This window comes from Amycolatopsis nalaikhensis (assembly GCF_030264295.1).
GTDB lineage: Bacteria > Actinomycetota > Actinomycetes > Mycobacteriales > Pseudonocardiaceae > Amycolatopsis > Amycolatopsis nalaikhensis.
On sequence record NZ_CP127173.1, the window covers coordinates 5,717,194 to 5,736,266 of the forward strand.

The 19,073-nt window shown below is 70.7% G+C and carries 20 protein-coding genes and 2 pseudogenes; 13 read left to right on the plus strand and 9 right to left on the minus strand.

The annotated features are described in order from the left end of the window. Window positions 1–20 precede the first annotated feature (20 nt). Entirely contained in the window at window positions 21–269 is a 249-nt protein-coding gene (locus QP939_RS28075; protein ID WP_285449211.1) for a hypothetical protein, read from the plus strand. Here QP939_RS28075 and QP939_RS28080 read toward each other — a convergent pair. From QP939_RS28080 to QP939_RS28090, 3 genes are all read right to left on the minus strand, one after another. Continuing rightward, window positions 266–1,816: a glycoside hydrolase family 13 protein gene (locus QP939_RS28080; RefSeq protein ID WP_285449212.1), complete on the minus strand. Its 1,551-nt coding sequence runs from the start codon at window positions 1,814–1,816 to the stop codon at window positions 266–268. The two genes, QP939_RS28075 and QP939_RS28080, sit on opposite strands and share 4 nt — an antisense overlap. Further along, a complete protein-coding gene (locus tag QP939_RS28085; protein ID WP_285459862.1) occupies window positions 1,813–2,196 on the minus strand; it encodes a globin in 384 nt (127 codons plus the stop codon). The genes QP939_RS28080 and QP939_RS28085 overlap by 4 nt, the downstream gene beginning before the upstream one ends. Window positions 2,197–2,296: 100 nt before the next feature. After that, window positions 2,297–3,283, minus strand: coding sequence for a mechanosensitive ion channel family protein (locus QP939_RS28090; RefSeq protein WP_414641959.1), 987 nt, complete (start codon window positions 3,281–3,283; stop codon window positions 2,297–2,299). 357 nt (window positions 3,284–3,640) lie between these two features. On the opposite strand from QP939_RS28090, the gene QP939_RS28095 reads away from it, so the two are divergent. Next, complete coding sequence (locus QP939_RS28095; RefSeq protein ID WP_331663664.1) at window positions 3,641–4,138, plus strand: HNH endonuclease; 498 nt, start codon at window positions 3,641–3,643, stop codon at window positions 4,136–4,138. Window positions 4,139–4,469: 331 nt separating this feature from the next. On the opposite strand, the gene QP939_RS28100 is transcribed toward QP939_RS28095, so the two are convergent. Then, window positions 4,470–4,841 (minus strand): hypothetical protein, encoded by a 372-nt coding sequence (locus QP939_RS28100; protein WP_285449214.1) that lies wholly within the window; start codon window positions 4,839–4,841, stop codon window positions 4,470–4,472. 278 nt (window positions 4,842–5,119) lie between these two features. Here QP939_RS28100 and ctaJ point away from each other — a divergent pair, with 278 nt between their 5' ends. Further along, entirely contained in the window at window positions 5,120–5,374 is a 255-nt protein-coding gene (gene ctaJ / locus QP939_RS28105) for an aa3-type cytochrome oxidase subunit CtaJ (RefSeq protein WP_285449215.1), read from the plus strand. Continuing rightward, a complete protein-coding gene (locus QP939_RS28110) occupies window positions 5,361–5,849 on the plus strand; it encodes a DUF5130 family protein (RefSeq protein WP_285449216.1) in 489 nt (162 codons plus the stop codon). The genes ctaJ and QP939_RS28110 overlap by 14 nt, the downstream gene beginning before the upstream one ends. 114 nt (window positions 5,850–5,963) lie before the next feature. Here the strand turns inward: QP939_RS28110 and pepN are convergent. Continuing rightward, window positions 5,964–8,532 (minus strand): annotated as a pseudogene (gene pepN, locus QP939_RS28115) (aminopeptidase N). A 160-nt stretch (window positions 8,533–8,692) separates the two neighbouring features. Between pepN and QP939_RS28120 the strand changes: the two are divergent. After that, window positions 8,693–9,313 (plus strand): mycothiol-dependent nitroreductase Rv2466c family protein, encoded by a 621-nt coding sequence (locus QP939_RS28120; protein WP_285449217.1) that lies wholly within the window; start codon window positions 8,693–8,695, stop codon window positions 9,311–9,313. Here QP939_RS28120 and QP939_RS28125 read toward each other — a convergent pair. Both QP939_RS28125 and QP939_RS28130 read right to left on the minus strand, forming a co-directional pair. Further along, window positions 9,310–10,119 carry an MBL fold metallo-hydrolase gene (locus QP939_RS28125; protein WP_285449218.1) on the minus strand — a complete coding sequence of 270 codons (810 nt, stop codon included), beginning with the start codon at window positions 10,117–10,119 and terminating at the stop codon, window positions 9,310–9,312. The two genes, QP939_RS28120 and QP939_RS28125, sit on opposite strands and share 4 nt — an antisense overlap. Next, a complete protein-coding gene (locus tag QP939_RS28130) occupies window positions 10,116–10,838 on the minus strand; it encodes a 2-phosphosulfolactate phosphatase (RefSeq protein WP_434219579.1) in 723 nt (240 codons plus the stop codon). The genes QP939_RS28125 and QP939_RS28130 overlap by 4 nt, the downstream gene beginning before the upstream one ends. A 45-nt stretch (window positions 10,839–10,883) precedes the next feature. Between QP939_RS28130 and QP939_RS28135 the strand changes: the two genes are divergently transcribed. Further along, window positions 10,884–11,357: a ribose-5-phosphate isomerase gene (locus QP939_RS28135; RefSeq protein ID WP_125314872.1), complete on the plus strand. Its 474-nt coding sequence runs from the start codon at window positions 10,884–10,886 to the stop codon at window positions 11,355–11,357. Continuing rightward, the gene (locus QP939_RS28140; protein ID WP_285449219.1) at window positions 11,357–12,166 is read left to right on the plus strand and encodes an Fpg/Nei family DNA glycosylase; all 810 of its coding nucleotides are present in this window, start codon (window positions 11,357–11,359) and stop codon (window positions 12,164–12,166) included. The genes QP939_RS28135 and QP939_RS28140 overlap by 1 nt, the downstream gene beginning before the upstream one ends. Before the next feature lie 105 nt (window positions 12,167–12,271). Here the strand turns inward: QP939_RS28140 and QP939_RS28145 are convergent, their stop codons facing one another. Then, complete coding sequence (locus QP939_RS28145) at window positions 12,272–13,090, minus strand: hypothetical protein (RefSeq protein WP_285449220.1); 819 nt, start codon at window positions 13,088–13,090, stop codon at window positions 12,272–12,274. A 147-nt stretch (window positions 13,091–13,237) separates the two neighbouring features. Here QP939_RS28145 and QP939_RS28150 point away from each other — a divergent pair, with 147 nt between their 5' ends. The 3 genes and pseudogenes from QP939_RS28150 to QP939_RS28160 all read left to right on the plus strand — a co-directional run bounded on the left by QP939_RS28150 (window position 13,238) and on the right by QP939_RS28160 (window position 16,242). Beyond that, window positions 13,238–14,113 (plus strand): TIGR03619 family F420-dependent LLM class oxidoreductase, encoded by an 876-nt coding sequence (locus tag QP939_RS28150; protein ID WP_285449221.1) that lies wholly within the window; start codon window positions 13,238–13,240, stop codon window positions 14,111–14,113. 5 nt (window positions 14,114–14,118) lie between these two features. Beyond that, window positions 14,119–14,564: pseudogene (locus QP939_RS28155) on the plus strand (nuclear transport factor 2 family protein). 115 nt (window positions 14,565–14,679) lie between these two features. Next, the gene (locus QP939_RS28160; RefSeq protein ID WP_285449222.1) at window positions 14,680–16,242 is read left to right on the plus strand and encodes a carbohydrate-binding protein; all 1,563 of its coding nucleotides are present in this window, start codon (window positions 14,680–14,682) and stop codon (window positions 16,240–16,242) included. 15 nt (window positions 16,243–16,257) lie between these two features. On the opposite strand, the gene QP939_RS28165 is transcribed toward QP939_RS28160, so the two are convergent. Beyond that, complete coding sequence (locus QP939_RS28165; RefSeq protein WP_285449223.1) at window positions 16,258–16,629, minus strand: winged helix-turn-helix transcriptional regulator; 372 nt, start codon at window positions 16,627–16,629, stop codon at window positions 16,258–16,260. Window positions 16,630–16,696: 67 nt separating this feature from the next. Between QP939_RS28165 and QP939_RS28170 the strand changes: the two genes are divergently transcribed. The 3 genes from QP939_RS28170 to QP939_RS28180 are packed head-to-tail and all read left to right on the plus strand — an operon-like array spanning window position 16,697 to window position 18,988. Next, on the plus strand, window positions 16,697–17,494 hold the full coding sequence (locus tag QP939_RS28170) for an NAD(P)H-binding protein (protein ID WP_285449224.1): 798 nt from the start codon (window positions 16,697–16,699) through the stop codon (window positions 17,492–17,494). After that, window positions 17,491–18,294: an alpha/beta fold hydrolase gene (locus tag QP939_RS28175; RefSeq protein ID WP_285449225.1), complete on the plus strand. Its 804-nt coding sequence runs from the start codon at window positions 17,491–17,493 to the stop codon at window positions 18,292–18,294. Before QP939_RS28170 ends, QP939_RS28175 begins: the two co-directional genes overlap by 4 nt. 52 nt (window positions 18,295–18,346) lie before the next feature. After that, window positions 18,347–18,988, plus strand: coding sequence for a maleylpyruvate isomerase family mycothiol-dependent enzyme (locus QP939_RS28180; protein ID WP_285449226.1), 642 nt, complete (start codon window positions 18,347–18,349; stop codon window positions 18,986–18,988). Window positions 18,989–19,073 lie beyond the last annotated feature (85 nt).

Here is a 19,073-nt window from a genome sequence, read left to right on the forward strand (position 1 = left end):
AGCGGTGGCAGGCTGGAGGCATGACCCCGGACGACGACCCGACGGCGGACTTCCTGGATTCGGTCCGGGCGGCCGAGACGCCGTGGCGTCGGGACCGTCCGGCGGGAGAGCGGGCGCCGGAGCGCGCCGAAAGACCTGAGAGGTGGGGCCGCACGCGAGCGGCGGGCCGGGCGGCCGCCCAAGCGGCGCCCTACCTCCAGGCCGCGGCGTTGGTGGCATGGCTGGCGAGCGGCGCCTTCGACGACGGCTCGGGCTCGGGGGACGCCTAGACCAGCCAGGCGGCCGAATCCGCCGGAAGCTTCCCCTCGACCAGCGGACTGCTCGACAACAGCACCTCACCGGGCGGCAAGGCGATCGGGCTGGCGGAGGTGTTGAGCGCGCACACCAGCCCACCCCCCTTGCGCCGGAAGGCGAAACAGCCCGCCGGGGCCCCGTACCACTCCAGCTCGTCCCCGGAAAACGCCGGATGCGTCTTCCGCAGCTCGATCGCGGCCCGGTACAGCGAAAGCGTCGAGTCCGCGTCCTCGATCTGCTTCTCCACCGTCAGCCCGGCCCAGTCCGCGGGCATCGGCAGCCACGTCCGCGGGTTTCGCGAAAACCCGAACGGCGGCAGGTCGCCCTCCCACGGCAGCGGTACCCGCGCCACGTCCCGCCCGTACTCGGCGCCGCTCGTCTTCGCGCGCGGGTCGGCCATGTCCGCGAGCGGCAGGTCCACGTTGGCCAGGCCCAGCTCTTCGCCGTTGTACAGGTACACCGCGCCCGGCAGCGCCAGCTCGACCAGCGCCATCGCCCGCGCGCGCCGGACGCCCACCGCGCCGCCGCCGTAGCGGCTGACCTGGCGCCACACGTCGTGGTTGCTCAGGGTCCACGTCGCCGGGGCGCCCGTGCGCGCCGGGACCGTCAGGGACCGCTCGATGGCCGTGCGCATCGCGTCCGCGTCGAAGTGGGTCAGCACCAGGCGGAAGTTGAACGCCAGGTGCAGCTCGTCGGGCCGCAGGTAGCGTGACAGGCGCTCCTCGTCGGTCACCCAGATCTCGCCGACCGCCATCGCGTCCGGGAACTCGTCGAGCACCTTGCGGATCATCTGGTGGATCTCGTGGACGCCGTCGTGGTCCCAGCGCGGGTCGTAGTAGTGGCTCGGGCCCAGCGGGTCCGCGCGCGGGTCCATGTCCGGCAAGCCGGGCGGCTTGGCCATGCCGTGCGCGACGTCGATGCGGAAGCCGTCGACGCCGCGCTCGAGCCAGAACCGCAGCGTCCGCTCCAGGTCCGCGGCGACCTCCGGGTTGGCCCAGTTCAGGTCCGGTTGCTGCGGCGCGAACAGGTGCAGGTACCACTGGCCGTCCGGCACGCGCGTCCACGCCGGGCCGCCGAACGCGCTGACCCAGTTGTTCGGCGGGTCCTCGCCCGTCGGGCCGACGCCGTCGCGGAAGATGTAGCGGTCGCGCTCCGGGCTGCCGGGCTTGGCCGCCATCGCGGACTTGAACCAGGCGTGCTGGTTGCTGGTGTGGTTCGGCACCACGTCCACGGTGACCTTGATGCCGCGCTTGTGCGCCTCGGTCAGCAGGACGTCGAAGTCGCCGAGGGTGCCGAACATCGGGTCGACGTCGCGCGGGTCGGCGATGTCGTAGCCGTGGTCGGCCATCGGGGAGCGGTAGAACGGCGTCAGCCACAGCGCGTCGACGCCCAGCAGCTCCAAGTAACCGAGCCGGGAGTGGATGCCCTCCAGGTCTCCGACGCCGTCACCGTCCGAGTCGGCGAACGAACGTACGTAGACCTGGTAGAAGACGGCGTCCTGCCACCAGGCTTCCCGTCTCATACGAAGCTGTTCATCATGCTGTGCGCGGCCATCTCCAGGTACGCCCACAGCTGCTGCCGGTACGGCTCTTCGAGGTTCTCTTCGTCGACGGCGATCCGGATGCAGCGCAGCCAGGCGTCGCGCTCGATCGGGCCGATCTTGAACGGCGCGTGCCGCATCCGCAGCCGGGGGTGCCCGCGCTGGTCGGAGTACGTGTGCGGGCCGCCCCAGTACTGCATGAGGAACAGGCGGAAGCGCTCCTCGGCCGGGCCGAGGTCCTCCTCCGGGTAGAGCGGGCGGAGGATCTCGTCGCGCGCGACCTCCTCGTAGAACCGTCCGACGATCCGGCGGAACGTCGGTTCGCCGCCGACCGCTTCGTAGAGGTTGGCCGGTTCGCTCACTGCTGACACGCCTTCCATTTTGCCCTTCCGGTGCGGGTTCCCGACGCCCGGTCCCGCTCCTTCCGGAAGGTCGCGAACCCGGTTCCCAGCGTAACCGCGGCTACTTTTCGATGGCCGGGGCGGAGTTGGGGAACAACCGGCCGAGGGGCGGTTCGAACCCGGCTTCTTCCAGCGCCGCGAGCAGCTGGGCCCGCAGGGCCCGCTGGACCGCCCACTGCTTGCCGGGCCGGACCTTCACGGTCAGCCGCAGCTGGAGGCCTTCCGGTGTGACGCTTTCCACACCCAGCATCTCCGGCGGCTCGAGGACGTTGTCCTTGAGCGCGTCGCTCTCGGTGGCGGCCGAAGCGGCCTTGCCGAGCACCGTCGTCGCGCGCTCGACGTCGGCGGTGTAGCTGAGCGGGACGTCGACGACCGCGACCGCGAAGCCCTGGCTCGAGTTGCCGACGCGCAGCACCTCGCCGTTGCGGACGTACCAGACCGTGCCCTTGAGGTCGCGCAGCGTGGTGATCCGCAGGCCGACGGCCTCGACGGTGCCGGTCGCTTCGCCGATGTCGACGACGTCGCCGACGCCGTACTGGTCCTCGACCATCATGAAGATCCCGGACAGGAAGTCCTTGACCAGGTTCTGCGCGCCGAACCCGATGGCGACGCCGATGATGCCGGCGGACGCGATGATCGGGCCGAGGTTCAGCCCGAGCTCGCCCAGCACGAGGATGAACGCGAGGCCGTAGATCAGGAACGTCGCCATCGACTTGAGCACTGAGCCGATGGTCTGCGCGCGCTGGCGGCGCCGTTCGAGCACGGCGGAGCCGAGCACCTCGGGGGCGCGCTCACGCAGCGGTCTCAACAGGGCGGGCAGCTTGCCGCCCGAGCGCGGGAACGTCGTGATCCGGTTGATCAGCCGCCGCACCAGCAGCCGCACGACGAACGCGATGACCACGATCATCAGGATCTTCAGCGGCTTGGTCAGCAGCCAGTTCGCCGAGCCTGCCAGCCACTCGTTGTTCGTGACCCGGTACACCTCGTAGCAGAAGGTGCCGGCTTCCTTCACGCACGCCGGAGGTTCGGTGGGGAGCAAGGGGAACACGGAGTTCGATCATCCTTCCGATCACGTCGGTGAGCCCAACTCCAGGTGGATGTCGGGTCGCGCGGATGTGACACGTCTTGTAACACACGTGCGCTGGGGGCCTGTTCTGTGGTCGACTATGCCTACGCCTCTGGAGGTGGTCGAGTGCCAGACCGACAACCCAGCCCCCGCGGCGTCTCCGGCCAAGCCATGGCCGACGAGACGCCAGAGGTGGTTCTGCGCGCCTATCCGGGGGGTTCCGCATCCGGCGGAGCCGTCCCGGCCGGGCCGGGGAACCGCCCAGGGGGAGTGACCCGCCCGCCCGGACAGCGTAGTAGAGGCCGGGATCCGGCAGCCCCGGCCTGGGGTCGGCGCCGGGTGCTCCTGCTCAACGCCACTTTCGAGCCGCTGACGGCGTTGCCGCTGCGGCGCGCGGTCGTGCTGGTGATGTGCGGCAAGGCCGAAGTGGTGCACGGCGACCCGGGCGGCATCGAGCTGCATTCGGCGAAGGTGTCGCTGCCCGTGCCTTCGGTGATCCGGCTCAGCACGTACGTGCGGGTGCCGTACCGGGCGCAGGTGCCGCTCACCCGAGCCGGGCTGATGCACCGCGACCGGTATCGCTGCGCGTACTGCGGAGGGCGGGCCGAGACGATCGACCACGTCGTCCCGCGCAGCCGGGGCGGACCCCACAGCTGGACGAACTGCGTCGCCTGCTGCGCCAAGTGCAACCACCGCAAGGCGGACCGGATGCTCTCGGAGATCGGCTGGAAGCTCCGGGTGGTCCCGCGTGCACCGCACGGACCGCATTGGCGGCTGCTGGCGCACTCCAAGGAGGCCGATCCGCTCTGGCGGCCGTATCTCGGCTCCGCGGCTTAGAGCGTTCGGTTCCGGGCGGCGGAGCCTGGGGTGGTTGAGCGGCGTGCGGCGCCTTTCGGGCGGCCGTGACTTCGGCGTGGGCTCAGACGGCCTTGGCCGAACGGGGAGGTTCTGCGCGGCAGAACGGCCTTGTCTCCCGAGGTGTGGTCGGCCGGAGCCTTCTGACGTCGGTCGGCGCGGGTTTTGGCGCGGCGCCAGCCCGGCTGAGCGGCCTTCGGCTCCGATCACCCGACCCCGGACAAGCCGGCGCCCCGGCGCCGAATGGCGGCCGGGGCGAGCCGGGTGCTTGCGCGTGGTGCTCAGGTAGTGCGTGCGGCCCTGGAGTGCGGGGTCAGGCGGCCAGCGCGTAGTCGCTCTGGCAGGTGACGCGGGTGCCCATGGTGACGCGCGTGCCACGGGTGACGCGGGTGCCTCGCGTGACGCGGGTGCCGCAGGTGACGCGCGTGCCCGCCGTCACTCGCGTGCCCATCGTGACGCGGGTGTCGCGAGTGACTCGCGTACCGCGGGTGACGCGGGTGCCCGCCGTCACCCGGGTGCCCATCGTGACGCGCGTGCCCGACGTCACACGTGTACCCCGAGTGACGCGTGTACCGCGGGTAACCCTTGTGCCCGCCGTCACACGCGTTCCGGGGACGAATTCGATGTCGCTCGGTGACGAGAAGGTCTCGGTGATCGCCTGTGCGGGGGTCTGGACGCTGTTCATGGCAAGGCCTCCTGGGACCGGTGCGTTACCTGCTGGGGCTGGGGAGCGGGGCGCAAGGCCCGTACAGGTGAAAAAGCTACGAGGATTTCAAGGCTGCGACAAGACGACAGCGGCGGGTGCGGCCGCCTGTACGTTGAGTTGCAACCTTTCGGCCCGACGGTCTTCGCCCCAACGTTCCAGTGGCCGCGAGCCAAGCGGCGGACGGCACTCGGCTTACGACGAACGGTCGAGTGCGCCGCGCGCGGTGGGCGCGGAGGGCATCCGATACGCTCAGCGCCGTGAACGTTGTCGAGACGATCGTGGTCTTCGCCGTGATCCCGCTGGCCATCTACGGTCTCGCCGGGCTGCTGACGCTCCGGCGCAGGTCGGGCGCCGCCCCGCGGCACCGGTCCGGCCAGGCCTGGGAGTACCCGGCCATGTGGTGGAGCGCCAACCCCGAAGGGGTCGGCGCGGGGCACCGGCACGCCGGCGCCGAGAACAGCGCGCCCCAGGGCGCTCAGACCGCGGCTGGAGGCGCTCGTGGCAACTGGTGAGCTGACGAAGCGCGTCGACGAGTCCGAGCTGGGCTACGGCGAGGCGCTCATGGCCAGCGGCCGCGTGTCGGCCGCGAAGATGTACGAGCCGGCGGCGCCGGCGGGGCCGTTCACCACGCGCCAGCTGGCGCGCCTGGACGAGGCGCTGACCTTCGCCAGCCGCGAGACGGGCCTGGACTTCAGCCTGTACCTCGGCGAGCTCGGCGAAGACAGCCGTTCGTCGGCGGAGAAGCTGCACTCGTCGACGACGGACCCGGCCAACTCGGTCCTGATCGCGGTGTCCCCCGGCGAGCGCAAGATCGAGATCGTCACGGGCAAGACGGCGCACGTCCGCCTGCCCGACCGCGGCGCCAAGCTGGCCGTCGCGAGCATGGTGGCGTCGTTCAAGGAGGGTGACCTGGTCCGCGGACTGGTCAACGGCCTGGTGAACGCGCTGCGCATGCTGTCCGACCAGGCGGGCCCCGCGCCCCGCTGACCGGTATTGACGAAGGGCCCCGCACCAGCTCGGTGCGGGGCCTTTTCGCATGTCCACCGCGGCCCTCGTGAGTGTTTAGGGCGGTTCTAACCGCCCTGAACACTCACGACCGGGTCAGGACTGGGCGTCGAAGTCGCGGGCCGCCAGCGCGCGGACGATCCCCGCCCGTCCCTCGGAAACCAGCCGCCGCAGGGCCTGGGAATGGTCGCCCGCCAGCCACTCGTCCGACGCCGTCACCGTCTCCGGGGCCACGGCCCACGACGGGTACAGCCCGATCGCGATCGGCTGCGCCCGCTCGCTCGACCGCCGCTGCCAGACGTCGTCGATCACCTCGAAGTACTTCGCCACGTACGAGCCCAGCAGCGCCTTCTGGCCCGGGTGGGAGAAGCCCGAGATCAACGAGTCGCTGACCGCGTTCGGCAGCTCGTCGTCGAACACCGCGCGCTGCCACGCGTCCGCCTTGGCCTCCGCCGTCGGGCGCAACGCCCGCGCGCGCTCGGCCTGGCGGCGGCCCGTCGCCGTGTTGTCGCGGGCCAGCTCCGCGTCGATCTCCGCCGTGTCCGCCTTGCCGTGCGCCACCAGCGCGTGCAGCAGGCGCCAGCGCAGGTCCGTGTCCACTGTCAGGCCCTCGAGGGGCGCGGACCCGTCCAGCCAGCCGGACAGCACGGACAACGTCGACGCGTCCAGCACCGAGCCCGCGAGCGAGTTGACGAACGCCAGCTGGTGGTCCGAGCCCGGCTCGGCGCCGCGGACCAGCTCCAGCAGCCGCGCCGTGAATGCCGGCCAGCCGGTCGAGGCCGCCCATTCCTGCTCCGCGTACGAGTTCAGCGCCGTCTGCGCCTGCAGCAGCAGCCGCTGGACGACGCCGACCTCGCTCTCCGTGTGGATGCCGCGCTGCACCAGCGTGACGAAGTCGCGGGCCTTCAGCTCGGCCTCGCGCGTCATCTCCCACGCCGCCGACCAGCAGAGCGTCCGGGGCAGCGGCTCGGTGATGTCCGCGATGCGGTCGATCAGCGTCGTCAGCGACGCCGGGTCGAGCCGCATCGTGCAGTACGTCAGGTCGTCGTCGTTGACCAGCACGAGCTTCCCGGCGGGCTGCCCGACCAGGGCGGGGACCTCGGTGCGCTCGCCGTCGACGTCCAGCTCGACCCGGTGCTTCCGGACGATCTTCCCGGACGCGTCCTCGTCGTACACGCCCACGGCGACGCGGTGCGTGCGCAGCTCGCCGGCACCCGGCTTCGCGCCGGACTGCACGACCGCGAACGACGTGAACTTGCCGTCGGAGCCGACCTCGTAACGCGGGCTGAGCGAGTTCAGCCCGGTCGTCTCCAGCCACTGCGCGCTCCACCATGACAGGTCGCGCCCGGACGCCTCCTCCAGCGCGCCCAGCAGGTCGGCCAGCGTCGCGTTGCCCCAGGCGTGCTTGCCGAAGTAGACCTTCAGCCCGTCGAGGAAGTGGTTCAGCCCGACGTAGGCGACGAGCTGCTTGAGCACGCTCGCGCCCTTGGCGTAAGTGATGCCGTCGAAGTTCACCTCGACCGCGTGCAGGTCGACGATGTCCGCGGCGATCGGGTGCGTCGAGGGCAGCTGGTCCTGGCGGTAGGCCCACGACTTCTCGATGTTCGCGAAGCTGGTCCACGCGTTCTTGTACTCGGTGGCCTCGGCCTGGGCCAGGACGCTGGCGAAGGTCGCGAACGACTCGTTCAGCCACAGGTCGTCCCACCAGCGCATGGTCACCAGGTCGCCGAACCACATGTGCGCCATCTCGTGCAGCAGCGTCTCGGCGCGCCGCTCGTAGGCGTAGCGGGTGACGCGGCTGCGGAAGACGTAGTCCTCCAGGAACGTCACCGCGCCGGCGTTCTCCATCGCGCCCGCGTTGAACTCCGGCACGAACAGCTGGTCGTACTTGGAGAACGGGTAGGGCGTGCCGAACTTCTCGTGGTAGAAGCCGAAGCCCTGCTTGGTCTCGGTGAACAGGCGCTCGGCGTCCATGTGCTCGGCCAGCGACGCGCGGCAGTAGACGCCGAGCGGGATGGTCTTGTGCTCGTCGGCGTACTCGTCGCGCCATTCGGCGTACGGGCCCGCGATCAGCGCGACCAGGTACGTCGAGAGCCGCTCGGACTCCTTGAACACCGTCCGGACGGCGCCTTCCGGCGTCTCCTCGGTGGATTCCACCATCGTGTTCGAGACGACTTTCCAGTCCTTCGGCGCGACCACCGAGAGCCGGTAGACCGACTTCAGGTCCGGCTGGTCGAAGCAGGCGAACATGCGCTTGGCGTCCGCCGTCTCGAACTGGGTGTACAGGTAGACGCCGTCGTCGACCGGGTCGACGAACCGGTGCAGGCCCTCGCCGGTGTTCATGTAGCGGCAGTCGGCGGTCACCGTGAGCCTCGTCGGTCTCGGCGAGGCCGTCCAGCGTGATGCCCTTGTCCTCGACGTACGCGCTGACGTCGACGTCTTCGCCGTTCAGGGTGGCCGAGTGCACGCGGTCGGCGACGATGTCGACCCACGTCCGCTCGCCGGCCTTGGCGCTGGAGAAGCGGACGGTCGTCGTCGACGCGAAGGTCTTCTCCCCGGGACCGCCGTGGCCGTCGGTCAGGTCGAGCTCGATGTCGTAGCCGGTGACGTCGAGCAGGTCCGCGCGCAGCTTGGCTTGGTCGCGGGTCAGGTTGGGGGCGGGCACAGGCACCTCTGGTCGTTGGTATCGGTTTTCAACTCCCCGCATCCAATCATGGGGACGGGGTGGCGGGCGATAAGGGAACAAGCCCGCGTCCGGCGGTGTTGGCCGCTGTGTGGGGGAATCCCCCGCACGACGTGACCCGACTTCGCACAGGAGTGCCCTGATGACCGCTGCCGAGCAGCCCACGAAGGTCGACTTCTACTTCGACCCGATCTGCCCGTTCGCGTGGATCACCTCGCGCTGGATCCTCGAGGTGGAGAAGCACCGCAACCTGGACCTGCGCTTCCGGATCATGAGCCTGTCGGTGCTGAACGAGGGCCGCGACGAGCTGCCGGAGCAGTACAAGGAGCTGCTGTCGAAGGGCTGGGGCCCGGTGCGCGTGGCCGTCGCGCTGTCGCAGCTCAAGGGCGAAGAGATGCTGCGGGACTACTACACCGAGTTCGGCACCCGCTACCACAACCAGGGCAACAAGGACCGCGACGAGGTCATCAAGCAGGCCCTCGAGGCGATCGGCGCGCCGCCGGAGCTCTACGACGCGGCGAACTCGACCGAGTACGACGAGGCGCTGAAGAAGAGCCACCACGAGGGCATGGACCCGGTCGGCCAGGACGTGGGCACGCCGACGATCCACATCGACGGCGTGGCGTTCTTCGGCCCGGTGCTGAGCTCCATCCCGCGCGGCGAGGACGCGCTCAAGGTGTTCGACGGCGCGGTCGCGCTGGCGAGCTACCCGGACTTCTTCGAGCTGAAGCGCACCCGGACGGGCGAGCTGAACTTCGACTAAGGCGTCGCCAGGGCGGCCAGGGTGACGTCACTGGGGTAGCGGGACGCGGCCACGGCGGCGACTTCGGTCGTTTCGCCGCGGCCGAGGCCCGCCTTGAGCGAGATCAGCTCGTGCAGGCCGTCGCGGTGGTAACGGACGAAGGCCGCGTCGACCGGGTCGCCGTGGCCGGGGACGACGACGCGTGGGTCGAGAGCGAGGATCGCGTCGAGCGCGTCCGGCCAGGCGGTCAGGTCGGTCTCGTCGCTGAACGAGAACGCGCTGAACCCGGCTTCGGCGTGCTCGACGACGTCACCGGCGAACACGACGCCCGCGTCGGGGACGTGCACGACGACGTCGTGGCCGGTGTGCGCCGGGCCGGGGTGCAGCAGCACCGCGGCGCGGCCGCCGAGGTCGACCTCGACGCGCCCGGTGAACGTGTGGTCCGGCGCGGCGACGGTGGTGCGCGCGATGGCCTCGGCGATCTCGGGCTTGCCCTCGCCGCGGTAGTGGGCGACCCACTTGGCGCGGTCGGCCTCGGCGTGCTCGGCCAGCTCGGCGGCGCAGCGTTCGTGCGCCCAGACCTCGCACGGCAGGAACGCCTCGGTGCCCCAGGCGTGGTCGAAGTGGGCGTGCGTGTAGACGACGGTCCACGGCAGCGGCGTCTTCTCGCGGATCGCCGCCGCCAGTTCGGCGCCCTGCTCCAGGTCGCCGCGGGTGTCGACGACCAGGCAGCGCTCGGCCCCGACGACCAGCCCGACGGTCAGGTCCAGCTCCTCGTAGCGGCGTGCGTGCACGCCTTCGGCGACGTCGATCCAGCGGCCGGTCATGCCAGTACTCCTTCGTTCAGGACGGGAACAGCGTCGCTCACGTCGAGCCGCGCGGCCAGGGCGACGTCGCGGCCGTGGCCCGATTCGGTCAGTTCGCGCCCGGACACGCACTCCGCCAGCGCCGTGACGTCGACGGACCGCGCGGCGAGCGCGGCTTCCGGCGAAAGCGACCGGCCCAGCCGGGCCAGCGCGGCGGCGATCGCGCCCGCGCCCACCTGGTCCTCGACGCACGGGCGCAGCGGCCCGAACGTCTCGCCGTCGCCGAAGATGTTCACGCCCCAGCGTTCCCCGGCCGCGACCAGGCCGACGGGCCCGCCGAACCCGTGCGCTTTCGCGGCGACGGCGGAGGCGTTGCGCAGGCAGCCCGCGAGCACGTGGGCGCCGGTGGCCGCGGCGGCGTCGCAGAGGGTGGCGCCGTTGGGCGAGGGGAGCGCGAGCAGCGTCGCCGGAGGGATTTCCGTCACAGAAGACGGCCTGAGGGTGAACGCGCCCTCGCCCGCGATGGTCGCGCCCGCCGCCCGTGCGAGGGCGATCCCGCGTTCGTCGCGCCACCGCACCGGCAGCACGCGCCCGCCGCGCCCGACCACGAGATCCGTGGTGGTGCTGAAGGAAAGCACGTCGACGACGACCAGCACGGCGCATTCGCGGCCGAGCGCGGCGACGCCTTCGCCGCCCCAGTCGAGCCGCACGTCGTGCCCCGATTGCTCCCAGATGCCCACCCCCGGAGCATGCCCGAAACCGGCCGTGGTGGCAGACTCCCAGCCGTGCGTGTCTACTTGGGATCCGACCATGCCGGTTTCGAGCTGAAGAACCACCTGGTGGCTCACCTGGAGAAGCAGGGCCACGAGGTCACCGACATCGGTCCGCACGTCTACGACGCGGCCGACGACTACCCGGCGTTCTGCGTCGAGACGGCGCTGCGCGTGGTGGCCGACGAAGGCAGCCGCGGCATCGTCGTCGGCGGCTCCGGCAACGGCGAGCAGATCGCCGCGAACAAGGTGCCGGGCGCGCGGGCGGGCCTGGCCTGGAGCGTCGAGACCGCCAAGCTGTGCCGCGAGCACAACCACGCCCAGCTGATCGGCGTCGGCGCCCGGATGCACACCGCCGAGGAAGCGACCGAGATCGTCGAGGCCTTCCTCGCGACGGAGGTTTCGCCGGAGGAGCGCCACGCGCGTCGCGTGCAGCAGCTGCTCGACTACGAGCGCACCGGGACCCCGCCGGCGTTGCCGGAGGCCTGATGCCCGAGGGGCACACGCTCCACCGGCTCGCGCGGCTGCACAAGCGCCGGTTCGCCGGCGCCCCGGTCGAGGTGAGCAGCCCGCAGGGCCGCTTCGCCGCCGAAGCGTCCCGTTTGGACGGCCGCGTGTTCGTCGGCGCGGAGGCGTACGGGAAGCACCTCTTCCACGACTACGGTCCACACGGGATCGTCCACATCCACCTCGGGCTGTACGGGATCTTCGGCGAGTCGCCGCTGCCCGCGCCGGAGCCGGTGGGCCAGGTCCGGCTGCGGCTGGCGGGCCGGACGCACTGGACGGACCTGCGCGGGCCGACGAAGTGCGAGCTGCTGGACGTGTCCCAGGTCGACGCGATCAAGGCGCGTCTCGGGCCGGACCCGTTGCGCCGCGACGCGAAACCCGAGCGGGCGTGGGACCGCATCTCGCGCTCGAAGACGTCGATCGCGGCGTTGCTGATGGACCAGGCGGTGCTGGCCGGGGTCGGCAACGTGTACCGGGCCGAAGTGCTGTTCCGCCACGGCGTCGCACCCCGCACGCCGGGGCGGGCGCTGGACCGGGAGCTGTGGGACGCCATGTGGGCGGACCTGGTGACGTTGATGCGCGCCGGGGTCCGCGTGGGCCGGATCGACACGGTCCGGCCGGAGCACCTGCCGGAAGCGATGGGCCGCGCGGCCCGCGTCGACCGCCACGGCGGCGAGGTGTACGTCTACCGCCGGGCGGGAGAGCCGTGCCTGGTGTGCGGAACGCCGGTGGCGACGGCGGAGCTGGTGGGCCGCAAGCTCTACTGGTGCCCCACCTGCCAGCCCGCCTGACCCCAAGCGCCCCAATGTGGCCTTCGGTGCGTCAGACGCAACCAAGGCGGCCTTCGGTGCGTGAGACGCAACCAAGGCCGCCTTGGGGCGCTTGAAGCTGGGCGGTCAGAAGTCGAAGCCGCCGCCGTCGAAACCTCCGCCGTCGAATCCGCCGCCGCCCCAGTCGCCGCCGCCCCAGTCGCCGCCGCCCATGTCGCCGCCGTCGCCACCGAAGTCGCCTCCGGCGTCACCGCCGCCGTCGCCGCCCATGTCGCCCGACTCCAGCGCGTCCTGCTGGCCCGCGTCGTAGCCCGACTCCCAGGCCGAGGCGCTCGCGATGCCGCTCATGCCGGAGAACATCGCACTGAACAGGAACATCGACCCGAGACCCCAGGCACCGGCGACGAGCGCGGGCTTCCACCACGGCTCGCTGTACCAGCCCTGCGGCACCGGACGCCCGGCGACGCGGCCGCCGGGGTAGTAGTACGGCGTGTCCTGGCCCGGCTCGGGCGACGCGGAGTAGTGCTGGCCCTCGACGTCGACGTCGCGGCGCTCGGTGACCTTGCCCGCCCGCTCGCGCTCGGCCTCCTCCGGCAGCTGCGGGCCGGGGTCCATGCCCATCGCCACGCGCGCGGCGCGGACGTAGTAGAGGCCCTCGACGGCGGTCTCCTTGACCAGCCGGGCCTGCTCGATGGTGCGGGCCTGCTCCAGCTGGGAGCCCGCCGCGTTGTAGCGCTCGCTCGCGTCGGCCATCGCCTGCATCGACGCGGTGTCGTTGCCGTTCAGGTTCAGCACCTGACCGCCGAGCCGCTCGACGAGGCGCCGGGCGTCGGCCTTGGCGTCGTCCAGCTCCCGCTGCCGGGCCGCGGCGCGCTGCCGCGAGAAATACAGGCCGCCACCGACGATCACGACGACGAGCACGATCAGGAAGATCGCGGTGCCCATGGACCACTCCCAGAAGTTCGGGGCCGGGTGACCGGAAGTCACCTTCTGATTCGGACAACGCGGACGCTACGCGGTGGGTTCCCGGCAGGTGATCCGGCACACCGTCAGACCTGGCCGAAGAAACTAGAACACGTTATAGTTCGACGCATGAAGTTCACCCTGTCGATCGCGATGAACCCCCTCGATCAGCTGGGCGAGCTCGCCCGGGCCGCCGAAGAGGCCGGCTTCGCCTCCATCGCCCTGCCGGACTCGCTCTTCTACGCCGAAACGGTGGACACGGACTACCCGTACACCCCCGACGGCAGCCGGTTCTGGACCGCGGACACCCCGTGGGTGGACCCGCTCGTCGCGACCGCGTCGATGGGGGCGGTCACCAGCCGGATCCACTTCTACACGTCGGTGCTGAAGCTCGGCTCGCGCAACCCGGTGCTGCTGGCGCGCCAGGTCGGCTCGGCGAGCGTGCTCACCGGCGGCCGGTTCGGCCTCGGGCTCGGCGTTGGCTGGCTGCCGCAGGAGTTCGAGTACTGCGGCGTGCCGTTCGAGCGGCGCGGCAAGCGCGTCGACGAGGCCATCGACGTGCTCCGGTTGATCCTCGACGGCGGCATGGTCGAGTACCACGGCGAGTTCTACGACTTCGACAAGATCCAGATGAGCCCGGCGCCGCCGTCGCGGGTGCCGTTCTACATCGGCGGTCACACCGAGGTGGCGCTGAAGCGCGCGGCCCGCGTCGCCGACGGCTGGTCCTCGGCGATGATGAAGCTCGAGGAGCTGCGCGACACGATCGCCCGGCTCAAGGAGCTGCTGGCCGAGCGCGGCCGCGCCGACGACCCGTTCGAGTACCAGGCGGTCTGCATCGACCGGTTCGGCCTCGACGGCTACCGCGAGCAGGCCGAGGTGGGCGTCACCGACATCATCACGATGCCGTGGGTGTTCGACGGCGTCGGGTTCGACGCGCCGGTCGAGCCGAAGCTCGAAGCGATCCGCAAGTTCGGGGCCGAGATCATCGCGAAGTTCGAGGAGTGACGGGCATGGGCGTGCAGGTCAGCTGGGACACCGAAAAGGAGCAGCCGCCGGCGCGGCGCGCGGCGCTGGCTTCGATGACCGCCGTGACGGCGGGGACAAACAGGCCTGGCTGGCGCTGTTCGCCAGTGATGCTGTCGTGGAAGACCCGGTCGGGCCGTCGTTCTTCGACGAGGAGGGCAAGGGGCACCACGGCCCCGAGGGGATCAGCGCGTTCTGGGACAAGACGATCGCCAACGTCGAGCGCTTCGAGTTCACGATCCGCGATTCGCACGCGGCGGGCGACGAATGCGCCAACGTCGGCACGATCACGACGTACCTGCCGGGCGGCTACCGCGTCGACACCGACGGCGTGTTCGTCTACCGCGTCGGCGAGGACGGGCTGATCCGCTCGATGCGGGCGTTCTGGGAGACCGAACGCGCGATGGCGACGGCTCGGCAGGTGACCGAGTAGCGTCCCGGCCAGCGGAAACCGAATTTCATATCTGATACACGATCCCTTGACCGCAGGTTAGGCAGGACTCTTTACTAACCGGTGTAGACCTCCGACGTCTCCACCGGGAGTACGCATGTCTGTCTTGCGCCGGACCAAGGGTGCGCTGGCCGTGATCGTCTTGGCGGCCAGTGGCCTCGTTCTGTCCCAGCCCGAAGCGCAGGCCCTCGAGAACGGGCTGCTGCGCACACCGCCGATGGGCTTCAACAACTGGAACTCGACGCACTGCCGCGCCGAGTTCGACGAGGCGATGATCAAGGGCATCGCCGACATCTTCGTGAGCAAGGGCCTGAAGGAGGCGGGCTACACCTACGTCAACATCGACGACTGCTGGGCGCTGCCGAGCCGAGACTCGGCGGGCGACCTGGTCCCGGATCCGGCGCGCTTTCCCCACGGCATCAAGGCTCTCGCCGATTACGTGCACTCGAAGGGCCTGAAGTTCGGGATCTACACCAGCGCGGGCACCAAGACCTGCAACAAAGCGGGTTTCCCCGGCGCACTGGGCCACGAGCAGCAGGACGCGAACCGGTTCGCGTCCTGGGGCGTCGACTACCTGAAGTACGACAACTGCAACAACCAGGGCGTCGACGCGCAGCAGCGGTACAAGGCGATGCGGGACGCGCTCGCGAAGTCGGGCCGCCCGATCGCGTACTCGATCTGCGAATGGGGCCAGAACCAGCCGTGGACGTGGGCGGCGCCGGTCGGGAACCTGTGGCGCACCACCGGTGACATCTCCGACAAGTGGTCGAGCATGATCGGCAAGGCACAGGCCAACCGCGGGCTCGCGAAGTACGCGGGTCCGGGGCACTGGAACGACCCGGACATGCTGGAGGTCGGCAACGGCGGCATGACGGCGACGGAGTACCGCACGCACTTCAGCCTGTGGGCGATGATGGCGGCGCCGCTGCTGATCGGCAGTGACCTGCGGAAGGCGTCCGACGACAGCTTCGCGATCCTGAAGAACACCGATGTGATCGCGCTCGACCAGGACCCGCTGGGCAAGCAGGCGACCGTGCTGCGCGCGGAAGGCGGGCTGGTCGTCTACAGCAAGGTGCTGGCGAACGGCGACCGCGCGGTGGCGCTGTCCAACGAAACCACGACGACGGCGACGATCACCACCACCGCGGCGGCGACCGGGATCGGCGCGGCGCCGTCGTACACGCTGAAAGACTTGTGGAGCAAGGCGATCCGGACGACGTCGGGCACGATCAGCGCGTCGGTGCCGGAGCACGCGACGGTGCTTTACCGCGTGTCCTCCGGCGGAGTGCGCTACGAGGCCGAGTCGGCTTCGCTGTCGGCGGGCGGCACGGTGGACTCGAACCACGCGGGCTTCTCGGGGACGGGCTTCGCGAACGGCGCCAACGCGGTCGGCAGCTACGTCGAGTGGCAGGTGACGGGACCGGCGTCGGCGCTCACGTTCGGCTACGCGAACGGCACGTCGGCGGCGCGCCCGGTGGACGTCGCGATCGACGGCGCGGTGGTCGCCACCGGCGTGGCGTTCCCGCCGACGGGTGCGTGGACGGCGTGGAGCACGGTGCCCAAGCCACTGAGCTTGACCGCGGGGCCGCACACGGTCCGCCTGACGGCGACGACCGCCGACGGCCCGGCGAACCTGGACTACCTGGACGTTTCGCCCTGACGGCGTCGCGGAGGACTACTTGGCGGAGCCGCGGGCGTCGTAAGCCGCTCGCGCGGCTTCGACCTGCGCGAGGTTGGGTGACCACTCGGCGAGGCTGGCGAACAGCGGACCCAGGCTGCGGCCGAGCTCGCTGATCTCGTACTCGACGCGCGGCGGCACTTCGGCGTGGTAGGTCCGGGTGACGAGACCGTCGCGCTCCAGCTGCCGCAGCCGCTGGGTGAGCACCTTCGGCGTGATCGTCGTGATGCGGCGTTCCAGTTCGACGAACCGCTGCCGCCCGTATTCGTTGAGCGTCCACAGGATCGGCGTCGTCCAGCGGCTGAAGACGATGTCGACCACCGGGGCGATCGGGCAGGCCAGCTCGGGTGCGGGTGTGGTCCTGGTCACTTTCGGCGCCTCCAGCCATTACTTTCCTCTAGGTACCTACTATACCCAGGAAGGTAGCGTCCTTCCCATGATCATGGTTGTGGGAGCGACAGGAAACGTCGGAGCGCCGCTGGTGCAGATCTTGGCGGCGGCCGGGGAGAAGGTGACGGCGGTGTCCCGCCGGATCGCGGAGGCGCCGCCGGGAGTCCAGGCGCGGCAAGGAGATCTGGCCGACTTGGCGTTCGACGGGGTCACGGCGCTGTTCCTGATGGTGCCGCCGGACTTCCGCGGCGCGCTGGAACCGGTGCTGGAGCGAGCGCGCGACGCGGGTGTCGAGCGGGTCGTGCTGCTGTCGTCGCAGGGTGTCGGCACGGGCCGTCATCCGGACGGTCACGAGCGGGCGGTGCGCGGCTCGGGTCTGCAGTGGACGGTCCTGCGCCCGGGCGGATTCGCGTCGAACGCGTTCCAGTGGGCGGAAAGCGTCCGCACCGGCCGGACGATCGCGGCGCCGTTCGCGGAGGTGGCGTTGCCGGTGATCGACCCGGCGGACATCGCGGCGGTGGCGGCCAGGGCCTTGGTCGACGCGGCGCACGTGGGGCAGACGTACGTCCTGACGGGCCCGGCCCCGATCGGCCCCCGCGAACAGGCGGCGGCGATCGGCGAGGCGCTGGGGGAGCCGGTGCGGTTCGTCGAGCAGACGCGTGAGGAAGCACGCGCGGTGCTCACGGGGTTCATGCCGCCGGAAATCGCCGAGTCGACATTGGACATCCTGGGCGCGCCGACGGCGGAGGAGCGGAGGGTGAGCCCGGACGTCGAGCGGGTGCTGGGCCGTCCGCCGCGCCGGTTCGCGGAGTGGGCGGAGCGCAACGCGGTGGTGTTCAAGTGAAGGTCCTGGATTCGACGATGTCCTATGTGGACGAGGGCGAGGGCCGCCCGCTGGTGTTCCTGCACGGCAACCCGACGTCGTCCCACTTGTGGCGCAACGTAGTGCCGTCTATGCCGGGTCGCAGGCTGGCGCCGGACCTGATCGGCATGGGCGCGTCCGGCAAGCCGGACATCGAGTACTCGTTCGAGGACCACGTGCGCTACCTGGACGCGTGGTTCGACGCGCTGGCGCTGGACGACGTGACGCTGATCGGCCACGACTGGGGAGGAGCACTGGCGGCGGACTGGGCGTCACGGCACCCGTCGCGAGTGCGGGGCTTGGCGTTCACGGAGGCGGTGCTGAAGCCGATGACGTGGGAGGAGTTCCCGCCCGAGGGCGCGAAGGTGTTCCGCGCGATCAAGACGCCGGGAGTGGGCGAGTCGATGATCGGCGGTTTCGTCCCGCCAGAATACGAGGGTATGTATCCGACTGAGGAGTCGCGCAAGCCGTTGCTGCGGTGGGCGCGTTCGATGCCGTTGGGCGGCGAACCGGCCGCGGTGGTGTCGCGGATCGAGGCGTTCGACGCGTGGCTGGCGTCGACACCGGAGATTCCGAAGCTCCTGATCACGTTCGACCCGGGGGCGGACACGATGCTGACCCCAGCGATGGTGGACTGGTGCGCGGCGAACTTCGCGGCGTTGAAGGTGGCGCACCACCCGGTGACGGCGGGCCACCACACCCCGGAGGACCAGCCGCACCTGATCGCCGAGTCGCTGAGGGCGTGGCTGCAGAGCGAGCAATCCGCAACAACCGCGAGGTGAGCGTCGCTCGTATCCTCGAACGCGGCCGTTCCCTCCGAGGCAAGGACCCCGCATGGACAAGGCACGGATGTGGTCCGGAGTGGAGCAGGGCCGCCTGAGACTGGCGGACTTCCTGGACGGCTTGCGGCCGGAGGACTGGGAGCGCGAGTCCCTGTGCGAGGGGTGGCGAGTCCGCGACGTGGCGGCGCACCTGGCGGGCAACGCCCGGTTCGGGGTGAAGGACTGGCTGCGCGAGGCCGTGCGGGCCAGGGGAAACTTCAACCGCATGGTCCTGGAGTCGGGCAAGCGCCTGGGAGCCGAGCCGCCGGCGGAGATCGTGGCGAGCCTGCGCGAGCACGCGGCATCCCGCCAGGTGCCCCCGGCCCCGGGAGCGGGCCCGGACTCGACGATCATGGACGTCCTGACGCACACGCAGGACATCGCGCTGGTCTTCGGGCACAAGGCGGAGATCCCCCCGGAGGACGCGGTGGCGGGGTTGGGGAGCCTGTGGAAGCTGAGGTTCCCGTTCAACCCGCGCAAGCAACTGGCGGGCGTCCGCATGGTGGCGGAGGACGCGGACTGGGCGGTGGGAGAGGGCCCGGAGATCAGCGGCCCGGCATCGGCGTTCTTGCTCCTGCTGACGAATCGCCCGGCGGCTTATGAGCAGTTGAAGGGGCCGGGGTTGGAGCTGGCCCGGAAGAAGCAAGCGGCCTAGCACCAACAGCGTCTCGGGAAGGCCTGGCGTTGATCGCTGTCGTGGGTGACAGCGTGACTACTGGAAGTAGAATGTAGCGCCGCGT